We start from the raw sequence: 19,208 nt of genomic DNA, 5'->3' as shown, positions 1-19,208 counted from the left end.
GTATCATTGCGGAGTCCTCGCGACGGTCGCCGGTGAGCGATCACGTGGACGACGACGGATCCGAGGCGGTGCGACCGCGGAAAGAGCAGGTATCGGTGGACGAGGAGCACGAGACAGGATCCCCGGATCCTCGCGCTCCCTGGGAACGGCCGATCGCCGACAGCAGCTACCGCGAATCCCGCTCGTCCCGCCGCAGCCGCTCGGGTGGGGTGCACCGCTCCGACGACACCGATCCCGATTCGCGTCGCCACGAGAGTGCACGCAACCGCCGGGCCGCGGACTCGGACGATCCGGAGCAGCTCACGGTCGCCGAACTGCTCGACAAGATGGGACGACGATCCGATCCGTCCCCCCGGCCGGATCCGCCCACCGATCCGCCCCCGGCCGATCCGCCGCACACGTCCACCTCGTCGTTGCCCCCGGCCCGTCCCCGCGACCCGGAATCCGCCCGGCACGTCGCGACCGAGGACGATGCCGGTCGAACGGAACTCCCGCGCAGGACGCCGCCTCCGGCTGCGCCGCCGACTCCGTCGGGACCTCCCAGCCCTCCGGTGCCGCCGGCTTCTTCGGGACCGCCGACCACGGTCGCCCCCCCGGTGCAGCCCGGTGCTCCCCGGGTGCCCCCGGGACCGTCCCGGCCCCGGCCGCCGGAGAAGCCCGTCCCGCCGCACATCCAGGCTCCCGATCGGATGGCGGGCCTCCCGTCCGTTCCGCCCCCGGTACCGACTCCCCCGGCCTCGGCGCAGCCCCCTCGAGCAGTGCCTCCCGCGGACTCGCGCCCGGTGCCTCCCGCGGACTCGCGCCCGGTGCCTCCCGCGGACTCGCGCCCGGTGCCTCCCGCCGGGTCGCCGCAGACCGTCAGACCGCCGCAGACGCCTCCTCGACAGCAACCGCCGATCGCGGACGAACAGCCGACCGTCAAGATCGATGCGGTGTCCCCCGAGGGCGCTGCGTCGCCCGCCGAGGACGAGAACGACGACCGGACGACGGACGAGAAGGCGCACGGCTCCGCTCGGCCCCGCACGGTGGGCAACGCGACTCTCGGCCGGCTCGCGCAGAGCAAACAGCGCAAGCGGAAGCGTCTGAGGTTCGCGGCGAGAGCGGCGGTGGCGTTCGTCTCGGTCCTCGCGTTCCTCTGTAACGCTGCGGTGTGGGGATACGTCCGGTCCACGGAGGCCGGCTTCTCCCAGATCGCCGCGCTGGACACCGAGTCGGAGGACATCGTCGACCCGGTCGGTCAGACCGGCGACGAGACCTATCTGATCATCGGCACCGACACCCGCGCCGGCGCGAGCGGTGAGATCGGCGCCGGGACGGTCGACGACGCCGAGGGCGCTCGTGCCGACACCGTCATCCTCGTCAACATCCCCGCCGATCGCAGCCGCGTGGTCGCGGTGTCGTTCCCCCGCGATCTGGACGTCGATCGACCGGTCTGTCGCGGATGGGACAGTACGACCGGCGAATACGATTCCGAGCTCTATCCGGCCGCCGAAGGCGACAAGCTCAACGCGACCTACGCCCTCGGCGGACCGAAGTGCCTGGTCAAGGTGATCCAGAAGATGTCCGGATTGAGGATCGGCCATTTCGTGGGCATCGACTTCGCCGGCTTCGAATCGATGGTCGACGAGATCGGCGGCGTCGAGGTGTGCACCTCCATACCGTTGTACGACAACGAACTCGGTCCCCTGATCGAGACTCCCGGCACCCACACGCTCGACGGCAAGCGGGCACTCGACTACGTCCGCGCCCGCAAGATCGACCAGGAGGGCAACAGCGACTACGGCCGGATCAGCCGGCAGCAGAAGTTCCTGTCGTCGCTGCTGCGCTCGACGTTGTCGAACAAGGTGCTGTTCGATCCCGTGAAGCTCAACGGCTTCATCAGCGCCTTCACCCGCGCGACCTTCGTCGAGAACGTCAACGCCGAGTCGCTCGTCAAACTCGGGCGTTCGATGCAGAACGTCGAGGCGGGTGCGGTGTCCTTCCTGACCATCCCCACGGCCGGTACCAACGACTGGGGCAACGAGATCCCGCGCACGGACGACATCAAGGCGATCTTCACCGCGATCATCGACGATCTCCCTCTGCCGGGTGAGAAGCGGGGGGAGGACCCGACGGAGGTCGCGGCCGCTCCCCCGGCCGAACCGCTGCCCGCCCAGCTCGCTGTCGATCCGTCGACGGTGTCGGTGCAGGTCTCGAACGCGTCGGGTCTGTCCGGGCTGGCGGCCGGCACCGCCGAGGAGGTCGCCGCCTACGGCTTTCCGGTCTACTCGATCGGTAACTATGCCTCCGGGACGAGCAAGCAGACCGTGATCCGCTTCAGCGAAGGACAGGAGACCGACGCTGCGACGGTGGCCTCGGCCTTCCCCGGTGCGGTGCTGCAGGAGGCTCCGCCCTCGGCCCAGCTGGGCAGCATCGTGGAGATCGTCCTGGGTACCAGCTTCGACGGCACCGTCGTCGCTCCCACCCCCGCGGGCACGCCGCTCGCCCCGATGCAGATCCGGACCCGGTCGGAGTCGTCGGTCGAGCTCCCCGCCGATCTCGCGATCACCAACGCCGCCGACGATCTGTGCACGTAGACACCACTGTTCGGCCGTCGACGTTCACCTCTGGTTCATCCGATGCTCGCCGTTCGGACCGCTCGAGGTCGTAGGCTGTGCCACTATGCGCGTCGTCTACAACGAACAGATGGGCGAACTCGGCGATCTCCTCGGGGAGATGGCCGGGCTCGCCGGGACCGCGATGGAGCGGTCCACCAGAGCTCTTCTCGAAGCCGATCTCGCTCTCGCCGAGCAGGTGATCGACGAGCACGAGAAGATCACCGAACTCGTCACGATCTGCGAGGAGAAGGCGTTCCAGCTGCTCGCCCTGCAGGGTCCGGTCGCCGGCGATCTGCGTGCCGTCGTCAGCGGCATCCAGATCGTGGCCGACATCGACCGCATGGGTGCGCTCGCACTGCACATCGCGAAGGCGACCCGCCGACGTCATCCCAAGCACGTGCTCCCCGACGAGGTGAAGGGCTACTTCGCCGAGATGGGACGGATCGCGGTCGCCCTCGGTGCCGCCACACGGGAGATTCTCGAGACCCGTGATCCCGCCCGGGCCGCCCGCCTCCACCACGAGGACGAGGCGATGGACGATCTGCACCGACACCTGTTCACCGTGCTCATGGACCGCGAATGGGCGCACGGCGTCGCAGCCGCCGTCGACGTCGCCCTGCTCGGCCGCTTCTACGAGCGGTTCGCCGATCACGCCGTCGAGGTGGGCCGCCGCGTCATCTTCCTCGTGACCGGCAAGCTCCCCACCGAGGAGGAGATCCGTCAGCTCGTGGAGAAGGTGGACAGTCTGACCGTCTACCCGGAGCACCACCGAGCGCAGAACCCCTGAGCCCACGACTGTCGAGTGCAATAAGCACACGAACGACGAGACCCCGACCGGACGAATCCGGTCGGGGTCTCGTGTAGGTAGTGGCGGCTCAGCCGAAGCGGCCGGAGATGTAGTCCTCGGTGGCCTTCTTGCTCGGGTTCGAGAAGATCTTCTCGGTGTCGTCGATTTCCACCAGACCACCCGGGCGGCCGGTCGCCTCGAGGTTGAAGAAGGCCGTCTGGTCGCTCACGCGCGCGGCCTGCTGCATGTTGTGCGTGACGATGACGATGGTGAAGTCCTTCTTCAGCTCACCGATCAGGTCCTCGATGGCCAGCGTCGAGATGGGGTCGAGGGCCGAGCACGGCTCGTCCATGAGCAGCACGTCGGGCTGGACCGCGATGGCGCGGGCGATGCACAGACGCTGCTGCTGACCACCGGACAGGCCACCGCCCGGCTTGTCGAGACGGTCCTTGACCTCGTTCCACAGGTTGGCGCCGCGCAGCGACTTCTCGGCGATCTCGTCGAGGGTCTTCCGGTCGCGCACACCCTGCAGCTTGAGGCCGGCGACGACGTTGTCGCGGATCGACATCGTGGGGAACGGGTTGGGACGCTGGAAGACCATGCCGATCGTCTTGCGCACACCGACCGGGTCGACGTTCTGATCGTAGATGTCCTCGCCGTCGAGGAGGATGGATCCCTCGACACGGGCGCCGGGCGTCACCTCGTGCATGCGGTTGATCGACCGGAGCACGGTGGACTTGCCGCAACCGGACGGGCCGATGAAGGCGGTGACGTTCCGCGGCGGCACGGACAGCGTCACGTCGGCCACGGCGTGGAACTTGCCGTAGTAGATGTTGACGTCCTTGAGATCCAGACGCTTAGCCATTACCGGCTCCCTACTGGTGTATCGATGTGAGAAGAGGTCTGTGGGTTACTTCTTGCCGACCTGCGAGTACCGGCTGATCAACTTGGCCGCGATGTTGAGGACCGCGATGACCAGGATCAGGGTGAGCGCGGCGCCCCAGATGCGCTGCGAACCGGCGTCGGTCGGGTTGTTCATCTCGGCGACCATGACGCCCGGGAGGGTGCCTTGCTCACCGCCGAACAGGTCGAGATTGATGAAGGGCGCGTAGCCGACGAGGATCAGCAGCGGCGCCGTCTCGCCCATGACGCGGGCCAGGGCGAGCATGATGCCGGTGATGATGCCGGCGAGCGAGGTGGGCAGCACGATGCGCGCGATGGTCTTCCACTTGGGGACACCGAGGGCGTAGGACGCTTCGCGCAGGTCCTGCGGGACGATGCGCAGCATCTCCTCGGTGCTGCGCACGACCACCGGCACCATGAGCAGAACGAGCGCGAGCGACACCGCGAAGCCCGACTTGGGCATCCCGAAGGTCGACACCCACAGTGCGTAGATGAACAGTGCCGCGACGATCGATGGGACACCGCTGAGGATGTCGACCATGAACGTCGTGATCCGGCCGAGCCGCGACCGGCCGGCGTACTCGACGAGGTAGATCGCAACGAAGACGCCGAGCGGGATGGAGATGATCGCGCAGACGAGTCCCTGCAGGAGGGTGCCGACGAGAGCGTGGTAGATGCCGCCGCCCATCGACGAGGACGTCAGTCCGCTCAGCGAGTGCGTGAACCAGGTCGGCGAGGTCAGGGCCGGCAGGCCCTTGGCGACTACGGTGAACAGCACCCAGGCCAGTGGAATCAGCGCGACGACGACCGACAGCGTGACGAGCACGGTGGCTGCGGTGTCCTTGATGCGGCGACGCCCGCTGACCCGCTGGAAGGCCGGGGGCTTGACCGGCGAGGAGAGCGCGGTGGTCGACATGGATCAGTCCTTCTTTCCTGCGACGATCATGCGCGCGGCGGCGTTGACCACGAAGGTGAGCACGAAGAGCACGAGACCGGCGGCGATGTAGGCGCCCGCCTGGATGTCGTTGTTGAATTCGGCGTATCCCAGCGCAATCTTGGACGCGATGGTCGCGCCGCCGTCGAACAGCGACCAGGAGAACGCCTGCGAGGTGGTGCGCAGGATGAGGTACAGCGCCATCGTCTCGCCGAGCGCGCGGCCGAGACCGAGCATCGAACCGCTGATGTAGCCGGACTTGCCGAACGGGATGACGGTGGTCCGCACGACCTCCCAGCGGGTCGCGCCGAGTGCGAGCGCGCCCTCGATGTGGGCCGTCGGGGTCTGCACGAACACCTCGCGGCTCACCGCGGCGATGGTCGGCAGGATCATCACGGCGAGGACGATGCCGGCGGTGAAGATCGTTCCGCCGCCCACGATGGACCCGCTGCCGGTGGCGAAGAGCGGGAACCAGGCGAGGGTGGTATTGAGCCATTCCGCGACGGGGCGCAGGAACGGGGCGAGGACGAGCATGCCCCACAGGCCGTAGACGATCGACGGGACCGCGGCGAGCAGGTCGATGACATACGCCAGCGGTTTCCGGAGCCGGTCGGGGCAGTACGAGGTGAGGAAGATCGCGATGCCCAGCGCGACCGGCATGGCGAGGAACAGCGCGAAGAAGGAGACGAGCACCGTCACCTGGAACAGGTCGAGGACACCGAACGCCATGTCGGTGATGTCCTGCGTGATCCACTCACGGCTGGTGAGGAAGTTGACCTGGTTGCGCTGCAGCGCCGGGACGGCACGCCAGACGAGGAAGACTGCGATCGCGCCGATGATCACGGAGATCAGGACGGCGGAGCCGGAGGCGAGCGAGCCGAAGATTCTGTCTCCCGGCCGCACGACTGTCTTGCGTGCCCTGTCCGGGGATGGGGGTGGGGTGCTGATCGTGTCCTCCGTGATGCCGGTTGCACCGCCCGTTCCTGAGCGGGTCGGTTCGTCGGTCGCGATAGAGACCGACGTGTTGTGCGCGTCACTCATGTGCGCTCGCAATCCTTCTCAGCGTATTCCTCAGGAACGGGCGGGTCGATGATCCCTCGGTTACTCACCGGACCGAGGGATCGGCGGGTCATCCGGCGGCGATGGCGTCGATCGACTCGGTGAGGCGGGTCTTGAAGGCGTCGGGCAGCGGGACGTAGCCCTGCTCGGACAGGCCTTCCTGGCCCTCGTTGGCGGCGGAGATCAGGAACGACTTGACGGCCGCGGCGGTGTCGGCGTCGTAGCCGGCCGAGCACACGATCTCGTAGGTGGCCAACACCAGCGGGTAGGCACCCTCTTCGGAGCTGCCGAAGATCGACGACAGGTCGAGCGTGAGGTCGCCCTCGGAGGCCGGGACGAACTCGGCGCCCTCGATGGCCTTGCCGGCGGTCTCCTCGGTCAGTTCGACGGGGCCGGAGCCGTTGTCGATCTGCGCGATGCTCAAACCGTTCTGGTCGGCGAAGGACTTCTCGACGTAGGTGATGGAGTTCGGCGAGCCGGAGACGGCCTGTGCGACACCCGCAGAACCCTTCGCGCCCTCACCGACACCGCCGGTGAAGTCCGAACCGGCACCGGAGGTCCATGCGCCGTTCGACGCGGTCTCGAGGTACTGCTGGAAGTTGTCGGTGGTGCCCGACGAGTCCGAGCGCACGATCGGGGTGATGTTCGCGTCGGGCAGCTCAGCGCCCTCGTTGAGAGCGGCGATGGCCGGATCGTTCCACGTGGTGATCGAGCCGTTGAAGATCTTCGCGGCCGTCTCGGCGTTCAGCACGAGCTCGTCGACACCCTCGACGTTGTAGGCCAGTGCGACCGGGCCGAAGACCAGCGGCAGGTTCCATGCGGGATTGCCGGCGCAACGCTCGGCGGCCTGTGCCGCCTGCTCGTCCTTGATGGCCGAGTCCGAGCCGGCGAAATCGATCTGGTTCGCGATGAACTGCGTGCGGCCGTCACCGGAACCGGTGGGGTTGTACGCGACGTTGACGTTCGTGCCCTTCTCGGAGCACACCGCGATGTAGGTGGAGACGAACTGGTCCATCGCGTTCTTCTGGGCCGACGAGCCGGCACCCGAGAGGTTGGACTTGCCGTCGCAGGCTGCAGCGGACGCGGACGCATCGACGTCGACCGACCCGGCATTGTTGTCGGTACCGCACGCGGCGAGCGTGAGGGCTCCAGCGGCCACAACACCGAGCAGGGCGCCATTGCGCTTGAGGTTCACCTGTTCTCCTCCGGAAGTAACTTCACACGACCGCGGCGCCGAGCGGCGGCGGCATCGAGGCGCGGGCGACGCCGGCGCCGGGTCTGCGGCACTCGACCCGCTAGTGAAGTTAGGAGGAGACGGTGGACACTCGGACTACCGAAGGTTAACGCCGGATGAACACGCCGGATACACCTGGCGATGGTGTTGCGACCATCACTCGAATCCTGACCGCGATCGGCGTGTCGGGTGGCAGAGTCCACCCTTCACGCCGTTCGTCCACCCGATCGGAGAGGGTCACGCCCGGGCGTAGGCGACGTCCACGTGGAACCGCTCGAAGCCGAGTTTGCCGTAGGTGTTCAACGCCGCGGTGTTGTCGCCCTCGACGTAGAGCAGGACACCGGGCAGACCCCGATCGCGCAGATAGTGCAGACCCGCGAGGGTGAGCAGGCGACCGAGCCCTCTGCCCTGCGCGGACGAGTCGATACCCACGACGTAGACCTCGCCCAGCTGCGGGTCGGACGCCGTGGCCGGGTGCACCTTGGTCCAGTGGAATCCGAGCAGCTTGTCGGGCTCGGCGGGATCGAACGCGAGGAACAGGCCTTCGGGATCGAACCACGACTCGCGTCGGCGTTCCTCCACGTCGGCGGCCGTCCAACGCCCCTGCTCGGGATGCCACTCGAAGGCCGCCGCGTTGACGCGGAGCAGTTCGGGGTCGTCCTGCGGGCCGCCGTAGGTGCGCAGCAGCACCGAGTCGGGCACCTCGAGGGCGGGAAGATCGTCCTGCTCGAGGGATCGACGCAACTGCAGGAGTTCGCGGACACCGGTCAGACCGAGACGGCGCGCCACCGCCTGCGCGGCGGGCAGGTCGCCGTGTGCCCACACGCGGGTGCCGTCGCCGCCCTCGGTGAGTGCACGCTCGACGAGTTCGCGGCCGAGTCCGTGCCCGCGCTGCGGCGGGTCGACGACCACCTCTGCCATCGCCGGATGACCGTCCTGAGCAGGCACGACGTTCGCGTAGCCCGCGACCTCACCGTCCTCTCCGAACGCGACGAGATGCCGGGCCGCGCCCTCCCGTCCGAGGGAGTGCACCGCCTGTTCGGAGATCGGCGCGGTGCCGTCGGTCTGCGTCGCCCGCGACACCACGGCGCGTACGGCTTCGGCGTGGTCGGTGGACGGGTGGTCGACGAATTCCGTATCGGTGCTCACGGAACGAATTGTGCCCCGGACTCCCCTGCGCCCGAGTCACCCGCGCCGGATTCCTCCGCACGGGGGTCGTCGAGAAGCGTGTCGTCCACATCGTCGTCGTCGACATCGGGAGTGGCATTGCCACCCTTGCCCACGCGGTTGGAGGGACGCACCGCCTTGTAGCCGACGTTGCGGACCGTTCCGATCAGCGCTTCGTGCTCGGGGCCGAGTTTCGCTCGCAGACGTCGGACGTGGACGTCGACGGTGCGGGTACCACCGAAGAAGTCGTAACCCCAGACCTCCTGCAGCAGCTGGGCGCGGGTGAACACCCGACCCGCGTGCTGGGCGAGGTACTTGAGGAGTTCGAACTCCTTGTAGGTGAGGTCGAGGGGACGTCCGCGCAGGCGGGCGGTGTAGGTGCCCTCGTCGATCGTGAGTTCCCCGAGAGTGATCTTGCCGGTGTTCTCCGGTCCCACCGCGACACCCGAGCGGCCCATGAGCAGGCGCAGGCGCGCGTCGAGCTCGGCCGGTCCGGTGCTGGACAGCAGGATGTCGTCGAGTCCCCATTCGGGGTTGACGGCCACGAGTCCGCCTTCGGTGAGCACGGCGACGACGGGCAATGCCGACCCGGTGCTGCCGAGCAGTCGGCACAGTCCTCGCGCGGCCGCGAGATCGGAGCGGGCATCGACGATGGCGATATCCGCCGAACCCGCCTCGAGCAGCGACGATACCTCTGTAGGAGCCGGCCTGACCGAATGCGGGAGCAGCGCCAAGGACGGCAGGACCGCATCCGGATTCGGGTCGGAGGTCAGCAGGAGCAGCTCCACCGGGCCTCCAGTTCTTCGCGCGACCAGCGCGGATAGGGGTCGTAAACGTCGTGCAACAGACTAACGCCCCGATTGTTACCGCTATGTAAGCACGAGAATTCCGTGGACGGCCTCGGAGCGGACTGGCGCGGTCCGACCGACGGCGCGTCCGACACAATGGTGGGCGTGCGCAAACTGATCTTCGGTCTCGTAGTCCTGCTCGGACTCGCAGTCCTCGCCGACTTCGGCGCGGCGGCGTGGTCGGAATACCGCGTCTCGCGTGCGCTGCGGGAGGGTGGCGTTCTCGAGTCCGATCCGGCGGTGACCATCCACGGCTTCCCCTTCCTCCTCCAGGCCCGCGACGGTCACTACGAGAACGTCGAGATCGTGGCCGACAACGTCCACACCGATCTGCTCGGGGACATCACGGTCGAGGCCAATCTGATCGGTGCGCACGCCGAGGCCGGTGAGCTGCTCGACGGGTCGATCCGGTCGGTGCCCGTCGACCTGCTGTACGGCCGCGTCATGCTTGACGCCACCGAGCTCGGACAGCTCTACGGCATCCCCGACCTGCAGGTTTCCGCTCCCCCGGCGAGCAAGTCCGACGGGACGGGCGGATCCGGCGGGTCCGGTCCGACCACCGCCGGCGGGGTCGTCCTCACGGGGACGGTGCCGGTCGGACCGGTGGAGGCGACGGTGAGTGTCCAGGCCGATCTGGTGCTCGACGGCGACCGCGTCCACATCGTCGCGTCGGATCTCTACTTCGGCCCCGAGGGACGCGCCGACTTCTCGGTTCCCGACGTCCTGAAGCCGGCGGTGCTCGGACTGTTCACGACGACGATCGAGCCGCAGAATCTGCCGTTCGGCGTGCGGCCCACCTTCGTCGAGGCGCGGGGCTCCCGGATCGTCATCGAGGGCGAGGCCCGCGACGTCGTCATCGATCTGCAGGAAGTGCAGACGCCCGCATGACCGCAGTGATCGTCCTCGTGGCCGTGATAGTCGCCACACTGGCGGTGGGAACGGCCCTGCGCACCCGTTCCGGCAAGCTCCGCACCACCGGCGCCGGCGCCTCGGCGGGCACCCACGAACTCCATCCCGCGCTGGCCACAGCGGGTGTCGGTGACGGCGTACCGGTGGTCCTGCATTTCTCCGCGCCGTGGTGCGGACCGTGCGCGGCCGTGCGACGGGTCGTCGTGCAGGTTCTCGACCGCGATCCCGGTCGGGCACGCGAGGTCGAGCTGGATCTCGACGAAAATCCGGTCCTGGCACGGAAACTCGGGGTGCTGTCGCTGCCCACTACCTTCGTCTTCGACGGCGAGGGGCGCGAACGGTTCCGAGCGTCCGGCGTTCCGTCCGTCGACGACCTGCGCACAGCCCTGTCGTCGTTGTGATCCCGGGGGTCCACCCCCGAGGGGACGTGCGTTAAACTCCCTCGCGTGCAGAACCGCCACGAGCTGATGCTCACCCGACGCCGCGCAGTCGATCTGTGCCGCCTCGGTGGCTGTTGTTGTCCCTGCTGAACGCATCGACGGGCTGGCCCCGATCCTTGCGGCACCGATGCCGCCGAACCGATGCGTCGCCCCGCGGTCGTATGAATACCCTCCGCCCAGCGAATCAGAATCCAGCAGGAGATTCCCCATGCCCGTATCCACTCCCCGCACGTCCGGTAGGCAGGTCGACGTCCGTGGCCCGCGTTTCGCGGCGTGGATCACCACCGGCGTCCTCGTCCTCGCCCTGGTCGTCGCCACCTTCTCTCCCGTCGCAGCGGCCGTGATCCTGGCCCTGCAGACGATCGTGTTCGCTCTCGGAGCGGCACTCGGCCCGCGACGCAGCCCGTACGGTGCGCTGTTCGCGAGGCTCGTCGCTCCCCGCCTCGGTGCTCCGATCGAGACCGAGCCGGTGGAGCCGCTGCGGTTCGCGCAGCTCGTCGGATTCGTCTTCGCCCTCGTCGGAACGGTCGCGTTCTTCGCCGGCGCCATCGTCGTGGGCTCGGTGGCCGCAGGCTTCGCGCTGTTCGCGGCGCTGCTCAACGCCGCCTTCGGCGTGTGTCTCGGCTGCCGGATCCACCCGCTGGTCGCTCGAATGCGTCGCGTGCCCGCCTGACCGGCGGTCACCGAACTCGACATCCCACACCTCACCCTGGCACGGACCCTCGCACGGGTTCCGGTCACGGAAACCTCCCGGATTCCCTCACCGAAAGGAACACCCATGGCTCGCTCCGACGTCCTGGTCTCCGCCGACTGGGCAGAGCAGAACCTCACTGCGCCGAAGACCGTCTTCGTCGAGGTCGACGAGGACACCTCCGCCTACGACGGCGGCCACGTCGAAGGTGCCGTCAAGCTCGACTGGCGCAAGGACCTGCAGGACGCCGTCCGTCGCGACTTCCTGAACCGTGAGCAGTTCTCCGAGCTCCTCTCACGCAAGGGCATCGCCAACGACGACACGGTCGTGCTCTACGGCGGCAACAACAACTGGTTCGCCGCCTACGCCTACTGGTACTTCAAGCTCTACGGCCACCAGGACGTCAAGCTCATCGACGGCGGCCGCAAGAAGTGGGAGCTCGACGGCCGTCCGCTGTCGAAGGACGAGGTCACCCGCCCGGCCACCGAGTACAAGGCCGCCGAGCCCGACTACTCCATCCGCGCCTTCCGCGACGAGGTCATCGACTCGATCGGCACCAAGAACATCGTCGACGTGCGTTCGCCCGACGAGTTCTCCGGCAAGATCCTCGCCCCGGCGCACCTGCCGCAGGAGCAGGCGCAGCAGCGCGGCCACGTCCCCGGCGCCATCAACATCCCGTGGAGCACCACCGCCAACGAGGACGGCACCTTCAAGTCCGACGAGGACCTCGAGAAGCTGTACGCCGAGAAGGGCTTCGACGACAGCAAGGAGACCATCGCCTACTGCCGTATCGGTGAGCGCTCGAGCCACACCTGGTTCGTGCTCCAGGAGATCCTCGGCAAGAAGAACGTCAAGAACTACGACGGCAGCTGGGTCGAGTACGGCTCGCTCGTCGGTGCACCCATCGAACTGGAGGTCAACTGATCATGTGCGGCGCCCCTGTCCAGACCCAGACCCTGCCCGCCGGCGTGGACACCGAGAAGGAGACGGTCATCACCGGCCGTGTCCTGAACGCCGACGGCGAGCCCGTGGGCGGTGCGTTCGTGCGCCTGCTCGACGGCACCGACGAGTTCACCGCCGAGGTCGTCGCCTCGGCGACCGGCGACTTCCGTTTTTTCGCCGCCCCCGGCGACTGGAAGATCCGCGCCCTGTCGAGCTCCGGCAACGGCACCTCCACCGTGAGCCCCACCGCTCCCGGCGTGCACAACGTGGACGTGACGGTCGCCAAGTAATCCGGCCGGAACACCCCGACGAAGGGCTCTGCTCCACCAGGAGCGGAGCCCTTCGTCGTACCGGAAAAGGGGTTGTCTAGAATGACCGCGTGGTCATCTTCTTCGAAATCCTGCTGGTCGCCGCGGCGCTCCTCATCACCTGGTTCGCGCTGTACACCATCTACCGCGTGGTCTCCGACGGATCGTGACGAACGACGGATCGGACGCCCAGCGGCGTAGCGGCGACGAGGCGATCGCCCGGGCCGCCGAGCGCGCTCGCGCCACCGCCGAGCTGAACCTTCCCGTCCTGGCCGGGCTGCCGGGCGCCGAGGACACCGCGAACCTGCGGCTCGGCCCCGACCTGAGCCCTGCCCTGCTCGCCGTCCTTCCCTTGGTCGGTGTGTGGCGCGGCGAGGGTGAAGCCAACGATCCCGAGACCGGCGACTATCCGTTCGGTCAGCAGATCACCGTCGCGCACAACGGCGGCGCGTATCTGGTGTGGGAGTCGCGCACGTGGCGTCTCGACGACTCGGGTGAATACGTGGGCGAGGATCGGCGCGAGAGCGGCTTCTGGCGCGTGTCCGGAACGGGCGCGCCCGACAGCGACGATCCCGAGACGCTCGAACTGCTGCTGACGCACAGCTCCGGCGTCGTCGAGCTGTACTACGGCACCGCACTCACCCAGTCCTCGTGGGAGCTCGCGACCGACGTCGTGATCCGCACCAAGTCCGGTGAGGTCGTCGGTGGCGCCAAGCGCCTCTACGGCATCGTCGACGGCGGCGACCTCGCCTACGTCGAGGAGCGCGTCACCGCCGACGGCGAACTGAAGCCCCGGATGTCCGCCCGCCTGTCACGCCACATCGGCTGACCAGGCCTCTTTCTTCCGAGACTCGAACGGTCCGGGTCTGTTCCCCTGTGAGGGAACAGACCCGGACCGTTTTTCTCAGTTCTCCTCGACGACCGTCGTGCCGGTGGCACTCTTCTTGTCGGCATGTTCACCGTCGCCTCGTACACGGAGCGCATCGGGTTCGCCGGCATGGACCCGGTGGATCCCGGCGTCCTCGGCATCCTCGGCTGCGTTCTCGCCGTCCTCGCACTCGTCCGGGATGGCCCGCGTGTGGATGACGACCTCGGGTGCGGGTAGTTCCTGAGCAGCCTCGAGTTCCTCGGCCGACCGCACCTCGGGCCACTGACGGGTGATCGGCTCCGGCCGCTCGCCCAGGTCCTCGCGGATACCGCGCACCAGGCTGTACATCATGATGAAGCCCATCACGAAGAACGGCAGACCCACCACGGTGATGACCTGTTGCAGGGCGTCGAGCCCGTCCTTACCGGTCGCGACGAGCATGGTCGCTGCGACCAGGCCCATGAGCACCGCCCAGAACAAGCGCTGATGGATGGGCGCCTTCCCCTCGTGACCGGCCGCCATCATGTCGAGCACCATCGCGGTCGAGTCCACCGAGGTGACGAAGAAGATCACCACCAGGATGATCGCGATGCCGGACACCAGGCCGGTGAGGGGGAAGTTGCCGAGGAATTCGAACAACGCACCCGGGATGTCCCCGTCGCCCACGACCCGCTCGACGAGACCACCGTTGCCCTCGAGTTCGATGTGGAACGAGCCCATCCCGAAGATGCTGAACCAGATCACCGAGAACAGCACGGGCAGACCGAGGACACCGCCGACGAACTCGCGGATGGTGCGGCCTCGCGAGATGCGCGCGATGAAGATGCCGACGAAGGGCGACCACGTGATGGTCCACGCCCAGTAGAAGACCGTCCAGGTGTTCTGCCAGCCGGAGTCGGCGAAGGTGTCGTTCCAGAACGCCAGGCGCGGCAGGGCCTCGGCGTAGATACCGGCCGACTCGATCATGCCCTTGAGCAGGAACAGGCTCGGTCCGGTGACGAGCACGAAGACCAGCAACATCACGGCCATGCCGATGTTGATGTTCGACAGGCGCTTGATGCCCTTGTCGAGACCGAGAGCGACCGAGATGCCGGCCATCACCGTCACGATCGCGATGAGGGCGATCTGGACGATCCCGGATTCCTGGATGTCGAACAGCTGCGCGAGACCGGCGTTGATCTGCAGGGTGCCCAGGCCGACCGAGGTCGCGACACCGAAGATGGTGCCGATGATCGCGACGACGTCGATGGTCTTGCCGATCGGGCCGTAGATGCGACCTCCGAGCAGGGGCGCGAAGATCGAGCTGACGCGCGGCGGCAGGTGCCGCTTGTAGATGAAGTAACCGAAGCCCAGGCCGGGCAGGGCGAAGATCGTCCAGGTGTGCAGTCCGAAGTGGTAGAGCGCGAAGCCCATGGCTTCTTCCGCGGCCTCCACGGACTGCGGCTCGACATCTTGCATGGGCGGGTTCGCGAAGTGGGAGATCGGCTCGGCGACGCCCCAGAACATGAGGATCGTGCCGATACCGGCGGCGAACAACATGGCGAACCACGCCAGGGTCGAGTGCTCGGGCCGTTCGTCGTCGCCGCCGAGCCGGACCCGGCCGTAATGGGTGAAGGCGATTCCGACGAGGAAGAGCAGGAAGGTCGTGACGCCCAGGATGTAGAACCATCCGAGGTTCGTCATGATCCAGTTGGACGCGGTACTGAAGATGGAATCGACGCCGTCGGTGAACGCGATCGTCACGACGACGAAGAGCAGCGCGATGAGCGCAGAAGAGAAGAAAACCCCCGGTGACGTGCGCAATCTTAACGAATCGTGAGCTTTTTGAAGTATCGGCACCAAACCGGTGTACCCAGAACGGACGAACTTGTACACCCGAAACGCCGATTTTGCACGAATGCGAACAGCCCCCGAGCCGCACCGCCGCACGGATCGCTCCGTGGACCGGCGGTCCCGATCGGACGGACCGGGAGCTCGGGGGCCGGGTGACTACCTGGGATTCGCCAGCCGCGCGCGGTCGGTGAATTCCGTCGTCTCGAGCAGCTAGCGGGTAGCCACCTCACGCGTCCGAATATCAATCACTTCCAGACCACCTCCTTCCTCGTGTACCAGCGAAACTACGCTTCGTTCACGAGGCGGGCAACGCATTTTTCTCGACGCGAACGACCAGGTCGGCGGCGGTATCCGCGGGCAGGCGGTGGGTGACCACCACGACGGTGCGCTCGGGGCCGACCAAGCGTGCGTCGCGGTCCAGGAGGAGTCGCTGCATCAGGTCGGCGCTCTCGTCGTCGAGATGTTCCGTGGGTTCGTCGAGCAGCAGGATCCGTGCGGGCGACAGCAGAGCCCGGGCCAGCAGGAGGCGACGGCGCTGCCCACCGGAGACCGTGCGGGCTCCGGCCCCCAGGACGGTGTGGACTCCCTGCGGGAGTCCGTCCACCCACTCCCCCAGCCCCACGGCGCCGAGGGCGGCCAGTGCCTCGTCCTCGTCCACGTCGCCCCGCGCGACACGCAGGTTCTCGAGGATCGACGTGTCGAACAGGTGGGCGTCCTCCGCGAAGAAGCCGATCTTGCGGCGCAGGGCCGCGGGATCGATGTCCGCGAGGTCGACACCGTCGAGCGTCACTGCGCCTCCGCGTGGGGCGAGCAGACCCGCGAGCGTCATGAGCACGGTGGTCTTGCCGCTGCCGCTGCCGCCCACGATCGCGACGCGACAGCCCGGCCTCAGGTCGAGGTCGACCGGTTCCGTGGACGGTCCGCCGGGCCATCCGCCTCGCAGACCCACCGCACGTAGCCGGCCGGGTCCGTCGGCCGGTTCGATGCCGTGCGGCACCGTCCTGTCGGCGCGGTCGAGCATCTCCGTGACGCGACCGGCCGCCAGGCGTGCGCGGTTGAGGGTCTGCGCGGCTGCCGGGAGGACGGCGGTGGCCTCGAACGCCGACAGCGGCAGCAGGACGAGGATGCCGAGTGTCGTCGGGCTCATGGCCGCCGGACCGGAGCCGAAGACGGCGATACCGACGAGGAGCGCACCGAGCACACTCGCGCCGACCGCGAGGGGTGCGGCCGCGTCGGCGAACGCCGCGGGGACCGCGGAACGGTCGGTGGCACGGATGGAGGCGACGTTCGCGGCGCGGGCCCGCCGGGTGAGCGTGTCGAGCCGTCCCGCGACCCGCAGTTCCGCCGCGTGGTCCAGCACCGTGACCGCGTCCTCGGTGAACCGGGTCCGTGCGGCGTTCGCATCGGCGTCCGCACGGGCCGCGGCGCGGGCGGACAGCCACGGTGCGAACAGTCCGGCAACGAGCAGCGCCGCGGCGAGGACCGCGCCGGCAGCGGGAGCGATGACGGTGAGGGTCACGACCGCCGCGAGGGAGAGCACGGCCGCGACGGCGATGGGCACGAGTGCGCGCACCACGACGTCGCCGAGAGCGTCGACGTCGGCACCGGTGCGCGCGAGCAGGTCGCCGCGTCCCACGCCCAGGGCGGCGGCCGGGTCGCCGTCCGCGAGTCGCCGGTAGAGATTCGCGCGGGCCGAGGTGGTGCCGCGCAGCGCGGTCTCGTGCGTTGCGAGTCGTTCGAAGTAGCGGAACAACCCGCGGGAGATTCCCAGCGCCCGCACCGCGACGACCGCGACGGTCAGGTCCAGGACGGGCGGCATCTCCCATGCCCGCACGATCAGCCACGCCGAGAGACCGGCGAGCAGCAGGGCACTGCCGAGGGTCGCGACACCGGCGAGGACGGCGAGCAGCACTCGGCGCGGCTCGAGCTCGAGCAGGGCCATCGCCCGGCGCAGATCCTTCACCGGGACACCTCCGTCGGTGCTGCGTGGACGGTGACGACCTCGTCCGCGATGGCGAGCAGGGTGGGGCGATGCGCCACGACCACCACGGTGCGGCCGGCCGCGGCGAGCCCGCGCAGCGTGGACAGGACGGTGGCCTCGGTGTCCTCGTCGAGGTGGGCCGTGGGTTCGTCGAGCAGCAGGACCGGGCGCGGGGAGGCGAGGGTGCGGGTGAGCGCCAGTCGCTGACGTTGGCCGAGCGACAGGCCCGTGCCGCCGGCCCCCACGACGGTCCGCCAGCCGTCCGGGAGTTCGGCGAGCACGCTGTCGAAGCCGGTGGCGGCGCAGACGTCGTCGAGTTCGGTGGCCTCCGGGTCGACACCGGTGAGTCGCAGATTGTCGGCGAGCGTGCCGGGCAGCAGCACCGGCCGCTGCGGAAGCCACGCCATCTGCGACCACCAGTTCTCGTCGCCCGCGACGGGACGTCCGTCGACGGTGACGGTCCCCTCGCTCGGCTCGGCGAGCCCGAGCAGCGCCAGCAGGGCGGTGGACTTGCCGGCCCCGTTGGCGCCGGTGAACGCGGTGATCCGGCCGGGACGGCAGATCGCGTCGAGCCGGTGCGGGGCGCAACCGTCGCGGCCGGGCACGGAGACGCCGTCGAAGACGATCTCGCAGTTCGCGACCCGGTCGGTGCCGATCGTGTCCGTGGAGGTGCGACGCGAGGAGGCGCGGCGAGAGGAGGCGGCGTCCGGCACCGAGTCGAGCACGGCGAATGCCTTGTCGGCCGCCGCCATCCCGTCCTCGGCGGCGTGGAACTTGCTGCCGACGGTGCGCAGCGGGAGGTAGGCCTCCGGCGCGAGGATCAACGCGATGATGCCGGCTTCGAGGGGCATGGATCCGTAGACGAGGCGCATACCGATGCTCACGGCGACGAGGGCGACGGACAGCGTCGCGAGGAATTCGAGGACCGTGCCGGACAGGAAGGCCACGCGCAGGGCCGACATCGTAGTCGCGCGATGCTCGTCGCCGAGTTCGCGCACGCGATCGGCGGGCCCCTTCTCACGACCGAGGGCGCGCAGTGTGGGAAGACCCGCGAGGAGGTCGAGCAGTTGTGACGACAGTGTCGTCATCGCGCGCAGGGTGCGGTCGGCCTTGCCTTTGGTGAGCAGGCCGATGAGGATCATGAAGATCGGGATGAGCGGCAGCGTGATCACGACGATGACCGCCGAGGTGAGGTCGTGCAGGGCGATCACGACGATCGTCACCGGGGTGAGGATCACGGCCAGCAGCAGCGCCGGCAGATAGCCGGTGAGATATTCCTTCAGCCCGTCGAGTCCGCGGGTGAGAACCACCGCGATCTCGTCGCGTCGCGGGTCGAGTTCGCGCGGGGGCAGATTCGCCGCGGAATCGAGGACCTCGTGTTCGAGTTCGGCGACCACGCGGGTCGCGGACCGGTGCGCGTACCGCGACTGCAGCCACGTCACCGCGACCCGCACGACGATCGCCACGGCGAGGATCGCCAGTTCGGTCGTCCAGTCGCCGACGGACCGGGCGTCGGTGGTGATGACGCCCGCGAGGACCCGTCCGATCATGAGTGCGGTGACGACGACCATCACGACATCGACCACCGAGGTGACCACGGTCAGGACGAGATATCCGCGGGCTGCGGCCGAGTAGCGCCACAACCGCGGGTCCACCGGCCCCCGCCGACGCGCGGGCGCGTCGGCGGGGGCTGCGGACTGCGTCATG

The 19,208-nt window shown here is 68.4% G+C and carries 19 protein-coding genes; 10 read left to right on the top strand and 9 right to left on the bottom strand.

All coding sequences use genetic code 11. From position 1 onward, the window contains the following. Window positions 1-758 precede the first annotated feature (758 nt). Both NVV99_RS05900 and phoU read left to right on the top strand, forming a co-directional pair. Complete coding sequence (locus NVV99_RS05900; protein WP_041803548.1) at window positions 759-2,576, top strand: LCP family protein; 1,818 nt, start codon at window positions 759-761, stop codon at window positions 2,574-2,576. 85 nt (window positions 2,577-2,661) lie between these two features. Next, entirely contained in the window at window positions 2,662-3,384 is a 723-nt protein-coding gene (gene phoU / locus NVV99_RS05895) for a phosphate signaling complex protein PhoU (RefSeq protein ID WP_006551790.1), read from the top strand. Window positions 3,385-3,472: 88 nt separating this feature from the next. Here the strand turns inward: phoU and pstB are convergent, their stop codons facing one another. The 6 genes from pstB to NVV99_RS05865 all read right to left on the bottom strand — a co-directional run bounded on the left by pstB (window position 3,473) and on the right by NVV99_RS05865 (window position 9,469). Then, the gene (gene pstB, locus NVV99_RS05890) at window positions 3,473-4,249 is read right to left on the bottom strand and encodes a phosphate ABC transporter ATP-binding protein PstB (RefSeq protein WP_006551791.1); all 777 of its coding nucleotides are present in this window, start codon (window positions 4,247-4,249) and stop codon (window positions 3,473-3,475) included. A gap of 45 nt (window positions 4,250-4,294) precedes the next feature. After that, window positions 4,295-5,203, bottom strand: a complete 909-nt coding sequence (gene pstA / locus NVV99_RS05885) for a phosphate ABC transporter permease PstA (protein WP_260782765.1) — start codon at window positions 5,201-5,203, stop codon at window positions 4,295-4,297. Window positions 5,204-5,206: 3 nt separating this feature from the next. Then, a complete protein-coding gene (pstC, locus tag NVV99_RS05880; RefSeq protein ID WP_024103021.1) occupies window positions 5,207-6,262 on the bottom strand; it encodes a phosphate ABC transporter permease subunit PstC in 1,056 nt (351 codons plus the stop codon). A gap of 88 nt (window positions 6,263-6,350) precedes the next feature. After that, window positions 6,351-7,475, bottom strand: a complete 1,125-nt coding sequence (gene pstS / locus NVV99_RS05875) for a phosphate ABC transporter substrate-binding protein PstS (protein ID WP_006551794.1) — start codon at window positions 7,473-7,475, stop codon at window positions 6,351-6,353. A gap of 276 nt (window positions 7,476-7,751) precedes the next feature. Continuing rightward, on the bottom strand, window positions 7,752-8,663 hold the full coding sequence (gene mshD / locus NVV99_RS05870; protein ID WP_024103020.1) for a mycothiol synthase: 912 nt from the start codon (window positions 8,661-8,663) through the stop codon (window positions 7,752-7,754). Further along, a complete protein-coding gene (locus NVV99_RS05865; RefSeq protein ID WP_024103019.1) occupies window positions 8,660-9,469 on the bottom strand; it encodes a response regulator transcription factor in 810 nt (269 codons plus the stop codon). Before NVV99_RS05865 ends, mshD begins: the two co-directional genes overlap by 4 nt. Before the next feature lie 165 nt (window positions 9,470-9,634). On the opposite strand from NVV99_RS05865, the gene NVV99_RS05860 reads away from it, so the two are divergent. The 7 genes from NVV99_RS05860 (at window position 9,635) to NVV99_RS05835 (ending at window position 13,648) form a co-directional block, all read left to right on the top strand. Then, window positions 9,635-10,417 (top strand): LmeA family phospholipid-binding protein, encoded by a 783-nt coding sequence (locus tag NVV99_RS05860; protein ID WP_024103018.1) that lies wholly within the window; start codon window positions 9,635-9,637, stop codon window positions 10,415-10,417. Beyond that, the gene (locus NVV99_RS05855; protein WP_024103017.1) at window positions 10,414-10,839 is read left to right on the top strand and encodes a co-chaperone YbbN; all 426 of its coding nucleotides are present in this window, start codon (window positions 10,414-10,416) and stop codon (window positions 10,837-10,839) included. Before NVV99_RS05860 ends, NVV99_RS05855 begins: the two co-directional genes overlap by 4 nt. A gap of 45 nt (window positions 10,840-10,884) precedes the next feature. After that, window positions 10,885-10,968 (top strand): putative leader peptide, encoded by an 84-nt coding sequence (locus tag NVV99_RS27245; RefSeq protein WP_363887211.1) that lies wholly within the window; start codon window positions 10,885-10,887, stop codon window positions 10,966-10,968. Between the two features lie 118 nt (window positions 10,969-11,086). Next, window positions 11,087-11,551: a DUF4395 domain-containing protein gene (locus tag NVV99_RS05850; RefSeq protein WP_006551799.1), complete on the top strand. Its 465-nt coding sequence runs from the start codon at window positions 11,087-11,089 to the stop codon at window positions 11,549-11,551. A 105-nt stretch (window positions 11,552-11,656) separates the two neighbouring features. Continuing rightward, window positions 11,657-12,493, top strand: a complete 837-nt coding sequence (locus NVV99_RS05845; RefSeq protein ID WP_006551800.1) for a sulfurtransferase — start codon at window positions 11,657-11,659, stop codon at window positions 12,491-12,493. Window positions 12,494-12,495: 2 nt separating this feature from the next. After that, on the top strand, window positions 12,496-12,801 hold the full coding sequence (locus NVV99_RS05840; protein WP_006551801.1) for a DUF1416 domain-containing protein: 306 nt from the start codon (window positions 12,496-12,498) through the stop codon (window positions 12,799-12,801). Between the two features lie 184 nt (window positions 12,802-12,985). Beyond that, a complete protein-coding gene (locus tag NVV99_RS05835; RefSeq protein WP_006551803.1) occupies window positions 12,986-13,648 on the top strand; it encodes an FABP family protein in 663 nt (220 codons plus the stop codon). Between the two features lie 75 nt (window positions 13,649-13,723). Here NVV99_RS05835 and NVV99_RS05830 read toward each other — a convergent pair whose 3' ends face one another. Beyond that, a complete protein-coding gene (locus NVV99_RS05830; RefSeq protein WP_228045097.1) occupies window positions 13,724-15,430 on the bottom strand; it encodes a BCCT family transporter in 1,707 nt (568 codons plus the stop codon). On the opposite strand from NVV99_RS05830, the gene NVV99_RS05825 reads away from it, so the two are divergent. Then, the gene (locus NVV99_RS05825; RefSeq protein WP_228045205.1) at window positions 15,369-15,506 is read left to right on the top strand and encodes a hypothetical protein; all 138 of its coding nucleotides are present in this window, start codon (window positions 15,369-15,371) and stop codon (window positions 15,504-15,506) included. The two genes, NVV99_RS05830 and NVV99_RS05825, sit on opposite strands and share 62 nt — an antisense overlap. A gap of 309 nt (window positions 15,507-15,815) precedes the next feature. On the opposite strand, the gene cydC is transcribed toward NVV99_RS05825, so the two are convergent. Next, complete coding sequence (cydC, locus tag NVV99_RS05820) at window positions 15,816-17,462, bottom strand: thiol reductant ABC exporter subunit CydC (RefSeq protein WP_197539146.1); 1,647 nt, start codon at window positions 17,460-17,462, stop codon at window positions 15,816-15,818. A gap of 17 nt (window positions 17,463-17,479) precedes the next feature. Further along, window positions 17,480-19,207 (bottom strand): thiol reductant ABC exporter subunit CydD, encoded by a 1,728-nt coding sequence (cydD, locus tag NVV99_RS05815; protein WP_019290026.1) that lies wholly within the window; start codon window positions 19,205-19,207, stop codon window positions 17,480-17,482. Window position 19,208: the final 1 nt, after the last annotated feature.

This window comes from Rhodococcus sp. PAE-6, from assembly GCF_025290685.1.
GTDB lineage: Bacteria > Actinomycetota > Actinomycetes > Mycobacteriales > Mycobacteriaceae > Rhodococcus > Rhodococcus pyridinivorans.
Note: the sequence above shows the minus strand (reverse complement) of the source record. Positions and strands in the feature narration are given on the sequence as shown.